Genomic DNA, 11,913 nt, shown 5'->3' on the forward strand with positions numbered 1-11,913 from the left:
TTGCTTTATTAATAAGGTTGCCAAGTATCGATACTCTTAATAGTCACGTACCTGGCAACATAACTTCATTCCATATTTGAGTTACCCTCGAGCGGATTGATGAGAGTTCATCGGTGTCGTCCGCCAGTTTATTTCCCGACAAAGTGAGTTGGTGGTATTCCGCTCTCAGGGCTAAATACGCCGATTTCAGGGTGTTGGTGATCTTATTATCAGTTATCTCGGCTTTCGCAACGGCATCGAGGATTCGCAGGTTATCAGTATATTGAGCCAGTTTTGGATGATCATAACTAAAGGCTAATACCCAGTATTGGGTTAAAAATTCGATGTCAGCAATCCCCCCTTCACATTGCTTCAAATCAATTTGTTTGGCATCTTTTTTCAGTAAGTGGTCACGCATTTTCTGGCGCATCTCCACTACTTCAACACTAAGCTTATTCTTGGCTCTTTGTTTTTCCAGAGTGGTCTGTCTGATCGTATTAAATCTTTCCGTTAGTTTTTTCCCTCCCCATACCACCCGGGCTCTTACCAGTGCCTGATGTTCCCAGGTCCAAGCTTCTGTTTGTTGGTAACTGGCAAATCCTTCAATATGGCAACTCATTAACCCGGCGTCGCCCGACGGCCGTAGACGCAGATCAGCCTCATATAAGCGGCCAAACAAGGTAGAGGTAGTGAGATAATGCATAATGCGTTGTGCCAGCTTGATATAAAATTGTGTCGTACCTATTTTCTTAGGGCCGCTAGTTTGAATTTGTGGGGGGGAATCGTGCAAAAATACCAAATCCAGATCCGAGCCATATCCTAATTCGTATCCGCCCAATTTCCCATAGCCAATGATGGCGAAGCCGGTGTCCTGGTCAACCAAATGTTCGGGTTTTCCGTATTTCGCCGTGATTTGCTGCCACGCTTGTTGAAAAACAGTGCTGATACATACTTCGGCGAGCACGGTTAACTTGTCGCTTACCTTTGAAACAGGTAGGGAACCGCTGATATCACTCGCCGCAATACGTAGTTGCTGACATAACTTAAATTGTCTTACCGCCTCCATCCATTGTTCTATATCATCTGGGTCGATTCTTAGCAGGTGTTGACGAAGCTCGTCGGCATGTTCAATCCTAGTTTCTTCCAAACTCACACATTGTTTTTGCAAATATACAGGCGAAAGCAATTCGTCCAGCAGCAACGGGAAATGTTTGATTTGGTTAGCTATCCAATCACTTCGGGAACACAGTGACACTAATTGTTGTAATACGTCAGGGTTTTCTAGCAACAGATCTAAATAGGTAGTTCGTCCTAAAATGGCGTTAACTACCTGAAGAACGGCACTTAACACTTTGTCTGAGCGCTGCGGGTGCTGCTCAACTAACACATACAATACTTCCGGCATCAATTTTTTCAACGAATCTTCGCCGCGTTGTCCTAAGCGAAAACCTCTCATTTGTTGACTAAACTCTTCTAACTGTTGGTGGATGCCTTTACATTCGGTTGCGCTTAAATGCTCCCTGAAAAGCTCGACAAACTCGTCCTGTTCCAGAGGCATGCGCCAACAGTCTCGGCACTTTATAAAGAGAGAATCGTCTTCGCTATGGGATTCATGTGTTTCTTCCACTAAATCATTGAACTGGCTGTGCACATTTTCCATCACCTTTGCTAATTGCAGTTTGAAAGCCTCTATATTATCAAACTGCATGACTTGGCTAAGGATGTACAGTTGCCACTCTTCTGCTGGCAATGTCTGAGTCTGCTGGTCGTCCAGTTGCTGAAGGGTATGTTCAGTTTTCCTCAGCCATAAATAATGTTTATAGAGTGTGGAAATAACGTCTTCTTCCACAATGTCTAAATCCACCAAGGCAAACAGGGCCTGTTTTAGGCTCTTACATTGGAGGGCAGGCTCACGCCCGCCATGGATAAGCTGAAAACTTTGCGCGAAAAATTCGACTTCACGGATCCCCCCAGCGCCAAGCTTAATATTATTGGCTAGCTGTCTGCGCCTGATTTCACGGGCGATAAGCTGCTTCATATCCCGGAGTGCATCCAGCGTAGTGAAGTCAAGATAACGTCTGAAAACAAAGGGCTTGAGAATGTTTTCTAACTGAACTGTATAAGGAGAGGGCGGATTTAAGATTCTTGCCTTGAGCATGGCAAACCGCTCCCAGTGGCGTCCCTGGTCCTGGTAATAATCTTCAAACGCGGCAAAATGCATGGCCAAAGGGCCGCTATCTCCAAACGGGCGCAAACGCATATCTACCCTGAAAACCTGCCCTTCGTCAGTGATTTTATTTAGAGCGGCTATTAATTGTTGCGCGAGTCTGATAAAAAACTGTTGATGTTCCAACGGTTTCTTAACTCCCCGAGTGGTGCCCTTGGTGGGAAAAGTGAAGATTAGATCTATGTCAGATGAAAAATTCAGCTCTTTGCCACCGAGTTTCCCCATCGCATGGATAATAAGAGGCTGCGGACCATGTTCACCTTCAGGTACGCCATGCTTGTTACAAAAATAAGTGTAGAGCCAATTGTATGCACCCATAATTAACGCATCAGCCAGTTGTGATACGTGTCGCAAGGACGTTTCAATATCTTGGATATTCAACAAATCGCGTGCGCATATGCACAGCATGTGAAAGTGTCGATAGGTACGAAGCACCTGATATAAGTGTTCAAGCGTCGTTACATCGGCTAGCTGCAGGGCCAGACCCTCAACATAATTCATGTCACTGGAATCAAGAGTGTTGAGTACGTGTTCAATCCATTCGGGATGACGGGTTAATTGTCGTGCCGCGAAGTCGCTATATCCTACAAGTTTGCTCAATATGCATTTATGTCTATCCGACATAGTTGGCAACTTATTCTTCATCTCCGATAAGAAATGTTCGCTACGTGCTTGAATAAACTTGTTTTCTTCGCTCATCGTATGCATGCTGAAGGAGTGTTATATAAAAAGTAATATTAACTACATTATCTGCTCTAGTTCGGTAATGACAATACGTTGATACAAAAAGTTTTTTTAATTCAGAAATAAGGTACCTGTTAGATGGAAACACTTGTAAAGATGGTCGACTTACCTTCTGATCTGTGGGTGTATCTACTCATAGACCTGGGTCTGGCGCTGTTGTTGTTATTGCTATTGAAGTGGATGGCGGGTGCATTCAGAAAAAGTTCGGTGACCGAAGAGCTTGGGGTCAAGGATAATTTTGCTTTTGGGATAAGCATCGCTGGCGGTATGTTATCGCTTTGTATCGTGCTAAGTTCTGTAGTTGGCAGACATGTGGGCCTGGGCTACGAAGAAGCCGCTGTCGGTATGCTAACCTTCGGGCTGGTGGGAATAATTCTGGTTAAATTCGGTCGCTTTGCGCACGACAAACTCGTGCTGAATCGAATCGATAGTCAGGCGATGATCGCTGACAGAAGCGTCAGTGTAGCGCTAGTTGATGCAGCAAGCCTGATAGCTAGCGCCATCATCTTGCGCAGCATGATGCTTTGGGTTGATGGTAGTGACGCAAATGCCATTATCGCTATCACGACAGGCTTTTTAGTGGTGCTGGCTGTATTGCTGGTGCTAACTCGACTAATTGAAAGAAGGTATGCGAAGGGAAATCAAAACGATTCATTTCAAGGCGCCTTGCGCAAAGGACAGTTAGCACTTGCCATTGAACATTCGGGGAATTTGCTAGGGACCGCAACCATCGTTTCCTCAGCGGGCAGTCTTTTAGACTATAACCCAGTGGGGTATGTCAGCAATGTTTCTGGCTGGCTCGGCGTTTCTGTGGTACTGACTATTTCCTTGATGGTGTTGGTAACACTAAGTAAGCACGTTATCTTATTTGGTATGGATTTTCGTCAGGAAATTGATCAACAGCATAACGTGGGTGTGGCGTGTTTGGCATTAACCTTAAGTATCGGCATAGCGCTAATAGTTAACGGCGTGCTGGGGTTCTTAGGTTGAAGAGTTATCACTTTGAACGGCATCAAGCGCACAAACTAGCTGAACCTCGTCAAGTCGATGGGACGTGAGCAAGGATAATTTTTGGGATCTACTCAGGCGTTTTATGCGCCATTCAAGTTTTAAGGCCGTGGATTTATCTGACAGTTTAAAGATGGCTCTGAAGGTGTGCGGTTTACGGGCTTTTAAAAACTTTGCACCGCCCTGTAATACACCACAGTGCTGCCTGAATCGACGTTTAGGGTCAGTGGTTGACCCCGTATATAGCATGCCACAATGTGTTTCAATCAGGTAAACATACCAGACAGGCTTTTGTGAGTCCTCAACCGTTGCTTCCACTGTTATACTAGTAACCAATATTTAGAAATTAATAGAAATCATGATTCTACCAGATTTTACTCAAGCTCGAATTTTAATTGTCGGCGACATAATGTTAGACCGTTATTGGAAAGGGGGCACAAGTCGTATTTCTCCTGAAGCTCCGGTCCCAGTGATTAACATCGATGAAATAGAGGACCGCCCGGGTGGGGCTGCGAATGTGGCAATTAACGCTGCATCATTAGGTGCAAAGGTGACATTGTTAGGTTTGTGTGGAGAAGATGACAATGCCCAGATACTCCGAGCGAGGCTGGAATCCTACGGGGTGAAATGTTGCTTTTTGCCTGTTTCAGGGTTCGCTACAATCACTAAACTGCGTGTGTTAAGCAGGAATCAACAATTATTACGTATGGATTTTGAGAAAAGCTTTGCCCAGGTTGATAAAACGCCCCTGGCTGAGCATTTCTCAGCACAACTGCATAATGCAGATTTAGTGGTATTTTCTGATTATAACAAAGGGGCGCTCAGTGATGTGAGAGCGCTGATTGATGAGGCTAAAAAACAGCACAAACCCGTTGTCGTTGACCCTAAAGGCAGTGACTTTGCAAAGTATCAAGGGGCAAGTGTATTAACGCCTAATATGGCTGAACTAGAAGCTATCGTGGGAGAGATCGTGCATGAGTCTCAGCTATCGGAAAAGGCGACAAACTTGAAAGACTCGCTGGCGCTAGATAATTTACTCGTAACCCGCTCTGAAAAAGGTATGTCTTTGTACAGTGCTGATGCTCCTTTTCATTTGCCTGCGAAAGCACGAGAGGTATTTGATGTTACCGGAGCAGGTGACACCGTTGTATCCACACTCGCAGTCGCGCTGGCGTGTGGCCAAACAACTCAACAAGCTTGCGTGCTGGCAAATATAGCTGCCTCAATAGTAGTGGGTAAACTAGGCACTTCCGTTATAACACCCACAGAATTGGCATTAGCTTTGAATGAACAAAGCGGTCACCTTGATGGTGGGGTTATGAACGAAGATCAGTTGATACGCGCTGTTGAACAGGCAAAAAGCAATGGAGAACGGGTCGTGATGACCAATGGTTGTTTTGATATATTGCACGCAGGGCATGTATCTTATCTTCAGGCAGCGGCGCAATTAGGTGACAGATTGATAGTTGCGGTAAACACTGATGAGTCTGTGACTCGATTAAAAGGGCCAGGTAGGCCGGTTAATTCGGTCGACAGACGCATGGCGGTGCTGGCGGGATTAAGCGCGGTAGATTGGGTAGTGCCATTTTCTGAGCAGACTCCGCAGCGATTGATCGGCCGACTATTACCTGACGTTCTGGTAAAAGGCGGGGATTACACAGTGGAAAAGATCGCCGGTGCAAATGAGGTACAAGCCAATGGTGGGGAAGTCAGGGTACTCCACTTTGAAGAAGGTGTGTCGACCACGGGTATAATTGAACAAATTGTCGGTAAGAACGTAAAACTACAGTAAGTGATTATATGTAAATAACATGAATAGCTGTCAAACGGCTATTCATATAAGCTAGCACTTTTAGCATAGCCAAACAGATAAGCGGTAACATACATGTATGAAAGTTATTATGGGCTGGATTCCAAGCCGTTTCAGCTCACGCCAGACCCGGCGTTTTTCTTTGCCAGTAAATGGCATAAACGGGCTATGTCCTATCTTCAATATGGATTGTCTCAAGCTGAAGGTTTCATCGTCATCACGGGCGATATCGGGACAGGAAAAACCACTATTGCTAACAGCCTGCTTGCAGAAATCGAAGACGATATCGTCGCAGCGCAAATTGTAACGCCTAAATTATCTCCGGATGAATTGGTAAAAATGGTGGCGGCTAAATTTGACTTAGAAGTAGCCGGACTATCCAAAGCTGATATTTTAGATGTGCTCGAACACTTTCTATATGACTTGAGTAAGCAAGGTAAGCGAGCGCTGCTACTAGTCGATGAGGCGCAAAACTTGCCGCTCGAAACGATTGAAGAACTGCGCATGCTGTCTAACTTTCAACAATTTGGAAAACCTCTATTACAAAGTTTTCTATTAGGACAGGAAGAGCTGCAACCCATATTACGCGCGCCAAATATGGAACAGTTTAGGCAACGTATTGTGGCTTCTTGTCATCTGGCGCCGATGACCGAGGATGAGACACAACATTATATTGAGTTTCGAATGCAGCACGCAGGCTGGCAGGGCCACCGACTGTTATCGGACAAAGCCTTTTCTCATATATATCAGTTCACCCGTGGGGTACCAAGAAAAATCAATACATTGATGGACCGTATTTTGTTATACGGATTTCTTGAAGAGTTAGAGGTGTTAACAGAAGAAGCGGTCAACGCGGTAATAGACGAAGTGAAAGATGAGATGTTTGTTCCTCACACGCCACAATTCGAAGAGCCAGAGGAGCAACAAGAGTCTCAAGGAGCGAATAGCGCTAATGAGGGAGCCTTCAAACCTACTCAAAAGGTTCTTACGCCCAATGGGAATGAAATTAAGGAAGTCGAGTACTATAAAGGGATGTTAAGCGAGTTGGTGGATGCGTTGGACGATGCCATTAGTCATAAAATTAAGCTGACGCAATATATAGATAAATTGTTGAAGAAAAAATATCGCACCTATGTGCGTCTAAAAGGTGATGAAGACTAATAAAAATGGCCTCACTAGTTGGTCTTTCCCGCTCCCGCTAGTGTGGGCTTTATAGTTCCTACAGTTTCGTCACCTGGGTGGGTTTATCAGTCGAACATATAGCGCACGCCTACACTTAATCTTATATCCCTATAGTCAGAGCCATATCTGCCAGAACCATAATTTCCGTTTTTATCTAAAAAGGTTAAATAGCTCTGAAAAAGCAATCGGGGATTAAGGTATTTATCGAAGCCCGTGTGTATGGATAAATTTTTGGTCTCACCATCAGTGAGGGTGGGAGAACGCTGAGTTGAGATGGCGTAAGCTAAATTATTTATAAAATAAAGATTTCTATTTAAGCGATATCTTGACTCCACCGATACAGCGTCAGTCTCTCTACTTAGTTGACGTCCCAGAGACTCTTCGTCACTCACTTGGAAGGAGACGTTTAGGGTCATTTTTCCCTTTTCATATCCAACGGTTGCGATTAACGATTCGCGCAAAATTACGCTATCGTCCAGTGAAAAATTTTCCTCCAAAATAGGGATAACTTGCTCACCTTCAACAGGGATATAACTTAGATCATCTTGCGCATCACACCCTGCGAGGGTCCCAATATCAAGCGGACATACGTAAATCCCGATTGGAGTGGATTCTGTAAGTAAACGAGTCGTGTTGGTAACGCGGTCATGATAGACCAGGCTTGCGCTGGTATATTTAGTTTGATAATTAACTGCAGCAGATGCCCGCCGTCCGTAATTATTTTTGCCTAAATCCAAATCTACCGATGTACGGGGCGAAAATGCCCATTTTAGATCTGCGCCAACGAATTGTTCACCATCAATATTCGGATCATCGGATATAGACTCATTTACTGTTAAAGCAATATACCGATTACTCGATTGTCGGTAAACAACCCCGGCTCCAACGCTTGAGAATTCATCTCTGTCGTTAAGCGCCGCTCGATTTTCAGAAACTTCATTTTGCTCATGATAGCCTGTAAGTCTGACACCCCAGTTGCCATAAACGAGCGTGTCAGCAAAGGCGCTAGCATCCCGACTAATAAAATCATCTAAGCCGCGAGAAGAACGTTCGGTTTTATTATAAGAGCCCTTAGCCTCCCAGTACAATCGCTTAGCCTCATCACCGTTATACAGTCTTCCTCTAGCATTATAATTCTTACTATCTACAGCAAAATCTCTAAATAGAGAGGAATCGTCTGCATCAGTTTCTCCATAACTAATTGACGCAACACTCCTGAACCAATCACCCTGGAGTAGAGTCAAGCGCGCACCGAATCGGTCAGTTTGAGCACTAACTAGATTGTCATCACTGTTTAACTTATCTGCAATCAAAAAATCCCCAGCACTCACATTTCTGTATTGCAGGTTGCCGGCTCCAGAAAAAGTGAGGAAATTTTCAATAGCTTCCCAATTTAAGTTGTATTCATATTCAGGAAATGTATCGCTGTCAGGGGCCGATGATCCTTCTCTTTGAAGGTGGGTAACAGAACCTATCCAGTGGCCTTTGAGAGACTTCGTTTCGACTTGAGCTCCAACTACCGGCTTTAACTGGAGAGAAAACACATCGTTATTGCCTAGCCGGTTGGAGTCAATGTTTTGATATATCAAATCTGATTCAACACTAGCCTCAAAATTAACTGCACCGAAAGTGGGAAAAGTTGTTAATGCTATACTGGTAGCAATAACACTGCTTTTTACCGCTGCCTTAAAACTATGGGGCTTATTAATTTTGGTCTTCTGCATAATAGTATCCGTAATAACCAGCTCCTTCGGGATCGGAATCAATAGATTTATTCACTACGAATCCTATTGCCATATTAGAGCTTAAGCGTTCAACTGCATATCTAATATCTGACAGCTTAGATTTTCCTTCTTCGACTACAACAACCGCTTGTCCTGCAAAATTCGCCAGCACTGCGGTTTCATTAATTCCTATCAGAGGAGGGGTATCGATTATAACAATTCGATCCGGATATCTATTGGCGAATTCATCCACTGTCTTGTGCATTTTTCTGCTTGCCAGTAGTTCAGTAGTTGAATGATGAGATTTACCTGCTGGGATAATTTTCAGTTTATCTGCATTTGTGGGATATAACACATCAGCAATATCATCAACTTCCCCTGTTAAATACTCAATAATGCCTTTTCGACCTTGTAAACCAAATGTATTCAATACGTTTGGCTTTAATACATCTGCATCAACGAGCAGAACCGTTTTATCTTGTTCTGAAGCAATACTCAAGGCTAGATTTACCGCGGTAAAGGTTTTACCTTCAGATGGTCGGGCACTCGTCACCATTATAATGTTGCTGTTATTAAGTGTTTTCGAGAGGGGACCGAAAGCGTTCTTTATAAGCTTACGCTTAATCTCTCGATATTCTTCATTTATCTGTGTTCGCCCGCCATCTAATGTAACCAGACCATTTTCTGTCAAACGTTTAAAGTCTATATCAAAAGATTCGGTATCGCTGATGCGGACTGGTGATACGGGGGGGCGTTCCACTTCTGGCTTAACTGCAACATTCGCAGAGGATGTAGGTACATCCTGCTGTTTTTTTAATGCTTGAGCTTCCCGTTGCTTTTGTAGCGCTTTTTCAATGGTACTTCTCATTACAACACACCCGGTATCTGTATATTAAAAATTACTGTACTCACCAGAAATCCATACATTAGAACAATAACGCTCGATGAGGCTACAAATATTGCCATATGCGTACGATTACGCTTCAAAATCGAGTCGGCATGTAAATGACTCACTACACCCCACACAGGGTACTCGGTAATATCGGACAGTTGATTAGCCCTTACTAAAACAGGAGCTAACTGGCTTATTAAAAACGCTATGGCTACGCCCACGCCGAAACCAACAAGTAATACCATCGAATACAGCAAGATTCTATTTGGTCCGGCTGGTTCGTTTGGCACCAGCGGCGGCTCAATTATTCTAAACTGGAATTCTTCAGCAGAGACTTCTGCTCGACGCGAAAGATCAGCAGACTCTCGTCTGGATAACAGCTCTTCATAACGTTTCTTAGTGATGCCATAATCGCGGTTTAGAGAGGCAAGCTCTGCTTCGATTTGAGGCACCAAATCCACCTTTGAATCTAAGCTGGTGATTTTATTTTGTAAGCTTTTCTCTTTAACTTTCAACGAGGCGATATGGCTTTGTAACCGACTCACTTCCAACGCAAGCTGACTATTGAGCTCCCCTACAGGTTGACCCGAAGCTAATCCTTGCTCTTCAAGAAACTGCCGGAGTTCTTCATCACGAGATTTTTCAAGTTGCGCGAGCAGAGCTTTTGTCTCAATCACATCCGGATGCTGATCAGTGAAGCGAAGCGTAAGATTATCCAGCTGATCCTCTAACGCCTTGATGCGGTCATCATAGCGAGTTTGCAAACCTACATCGCCTTCACTTCGAACGCCAAAGCTATCCGAGACTTTTGAAGAAATTTGCCCTTTGACAGTTTCAATTTGGCGCTGGGTCTGCTCAATTTCCAATTGAGTAGCTTCAAGCTGGTTTTTGTACTCTAGCAATGAGTTGTAAAAAGTACCCTGAAGCGGTAAGACGTCACTATACTTACGTTTAAAGTCGGCTAACCTTTGTTCCGCATCAGATAACCGAGTTTCATAATCGGCTATCTGTTCATCCAGGAATCGTCCTGCGGTATCGGTATCCCGCCGATTGTTACCCAGTGAACCTTCAACAAACAGTTCCAATGTTTCCTGCACAACCCGCTGCGCAACATTTGGATTTCGGTGTTGGTAATTAATAGTAAAAATATTATCTTTGCCAGTAGACTCGAGAGTGATGTCATCGCTAAGTCGGTCAATGAGATCACTAAACTGCCTGTCAGTTTTTACAGTTATGTCGAGATCACTTTCTCTGGCAATTGTTTCCAGATTCGATCTGCTCAACAACGTTTGCGCCATCATCTGAATCTCTTCCCTTGGATCCGTTTGAATTGCAATATCCTGCAATATAGGCCTTAAAGGTGAGCCAGTATCCACATAGACAGTCGCGTTTGACTGATATTGATTAGGTAATGTTGCTACATACAAAAAGCCGATTGGACAGATTATCCATGAGCAAATTATTATGATGCGCTTTTTTATCCAGATGCCCTTCAAAAAGTCGAGCAACTGGTTTATAGATGGTTGTAAATCCTGCATTAATTTGTTCCGATGCTGCTAGAACCAAGCTTCTGGGATAATAATAATATCACCAGGAAGAATATCCACGTTCTTAGATATGTTTCCTTTTCGAATAAGATCATCTATATCTATATCAAATGTTCGTTTTTTACCATCAACCACTCGTACCAACTTGGCATCGTTGCCATCTGCAAACTCGGTCAAACCGCCTACCGCAATCATTAAATCAAGCAACGTCATATTCTTAGTATAATTAACAACTTTAGGATTCATGGCTTCACCAATCACCCTAACCTGTTCACTGAGCGGTCCAGAAAACGAATTAACACTAATCGTCACTCGCGGGTTATTGATATATGTAGATAATTTATCTTCTATTTCTCTAGCGAGCTGAGTCGGCGTCTTACCTGCTACCTGAATATCTTCTACTAGCGATGTAGTAACTTTACCATCCGGTCTTACAGTAAACGTGCCTGAGATATCAGGGTTTCGCCAAACGAAAATATTCAACGTATCGCCAGGACCAATTAAATACTGATACTCACTCACATCAGTGGTAAGTGATGCGTGCGTGCTTGCTTCAGGTAAGGTTGAACTTGAATTTAACGTGCTGCAACCTGCTAAAAGCGTAATTGAGGTTCCAAGTGCTATATATAATAAAGATTTAGAACAGTACATAAGAGATCATCCTGCGCTCGAATGGTTAAATTTTTATCGTAATGTAATTTACCCTACGGTAAATACCACTATAATGCCATCATCATTTGTAGTCTATTACAATAATTATCATTATTATGTTCACTTTAGAAGTAAAATTAGGGGGCCAA

At 43.6% G+C, this 11,913-nt stretch carries 9 protein-coding genes; 3 read left to right on the plus strand and 6 right to left on the minus strand.

All coding sequences use genetic code 11. The features are described 5' to 3' along the window. Positions 1-43: 43 nt before the first annotated feature. Positions 44-2,905 (minus strand): bifunctional [glutamate--ammonia ligase]-adenylyl-L-tyrosine phosphorylase/[glutamate--ammonia-ligase] adenylyltransferase, encoded by a 2,862-nt coding sequence (glnE, locus tag OPS25_RS01800; protein ID WP_265615935.1) that lies wholly within the window; start codon positions 2,903-2,905, stop codon positions 44-46. Between the two features lie 123 nt (positions 2,906-3,028). Between glnE and OPS25_RS01805 the strand changes: the two genes are divergently transcribed. Beyond that, positions 3,029-3,940 (plus strand): DUF350 domain-containing protein, encoded by a 912-nt coding sequence (locus OPS25_RS01805; protein ID WP_265615936.1) that lies wholly within the window; start codon positions 3,029-3,031, stop codon positions 3,938-3,940. Here the strand turns inward: OPS25_RS01805 and OPS25_RS01810 are convergent. Then, positions 3,932-4,276, minus strand: coding sequence for a GIY-YIG nuclease family protein (locus OPS25_RS01810; protein ID WP_265615937.1), 345 nt, complete (start codon positions 4,274-4,276; stop codon positions 3,932-3,934). The two genes, OPS25_RS01805 and OPS25_RS01810, sit on opposite strands and share 9 nt — an antisense overlap. Before the next feature lie 40 nt (positions 4,277-4,316). On the opposite strand from OPS25_RS01810, the gene hldE reads away from it, so the two are divergent. Continuing rightward, on the plus strand, positions 4,317-5,750 hold the full coding sequence (gene hldE / locus OPS25_RS01815) for a bifunctional D-glycero-beta-D-manno-heptose-7-phosphate kinase/D-glycero-beta-D-manno-heptose 1-phosphate adenylyltransferase HldE (protein WP_265615938.1): 1,434 nt from the start codon (positions 4,317-4,319) through the stop codon (positions 5,748-5,750). Between the two features lie 93 nt (positions 5,751-5,843). Beyond that, on the plus strand, positions 5,844-6,929 hold the full coding sequence (locus OPS25_RS01820; RefSeq protein WP_265615939.1) for an XrtA/PEP-CTERM system-associated ATPase: 1,086 nt from the start codon (positions 5,844-5,846) through the stop codon (positions 6,927-6,929). A gap of 86 nt (positions 6,930-7,015) precedes the next feature. On the opposite strand, the gene OPS25_RS01825 is transcribed toward OPS25_RS01820, so the two are convergent. Genes OPS25_RS01825 through OPS25_RS01840 form a run of 4 tightly spaced genes read right to left on the minus strand, consistent with a single transcriptional unit; the run spans position 7,016 to position 11,764 of the window. After that, entirely contained in the window at positions 7,016-8,674 is a 1,659-nt protein-coding gene (locus tag OPS25_RS01825) for a hypothetical protein (RefSeq protein WP_265615940.1), read from the minus strand. Beyond that, positions 8,655-9,542 (minus strand): XrtA-associated tyrosine autokinase, encoded by an 888-nt coding sequence (locus tag OPS25_RS01830; RefSeq protein ID WP_265615941.1) that lies wholly within the window; start codon positions 9,540-9,542, stop codon positions 8,655-8,657. The genes OPS25_RS01825 and OPS25_RS01830 overlap by 20 nt, the downstream gene beginning before the upstream one ends. Then, positions 9,542-11,104: an XrtA system polysaccharide chain length determinant gene (locus OPS25_RS01835; RefSeq protein WP_265615942.1), complete on the minus strand. Its 1,563-nt coding sequence runs from the start codon at positions 11,102-11,104 to the stop codon at positions 9,542-9,544. The genes OPS25_RS01830 and OPS25_RS01835 overlap by 1 nt, the downstream gene beginning before the upstream one ends. A gap of 18 nt (positions 11,105-11,122) precedes the next feature. After that, positions 11,123-11,764 (minus strand): XrtA/PEP-CTERM system exopolysaccharide export protein, encoded by a 642-nt coding sequence (locus OPS25_RS01840; protein WP_265615943.1) that lies wholly within the window; start codon positions 11,762-11,764, stop codon positions 11,123-11,125. Between the last annotated feature and the right edge of the window lie 149 nt (positions 11,765-11,913).

The organism is Alteromonas aquimaris (genome assembly GCF_026183695.1).
In the GTDB taxonomy this organism is placed as follows: Bacteria; Pseudomonadota; Gammaproteobacteria; order Enterobacterales; family Alteromonadaceae; genus Alteromonas; species Alteromonas aquimaris.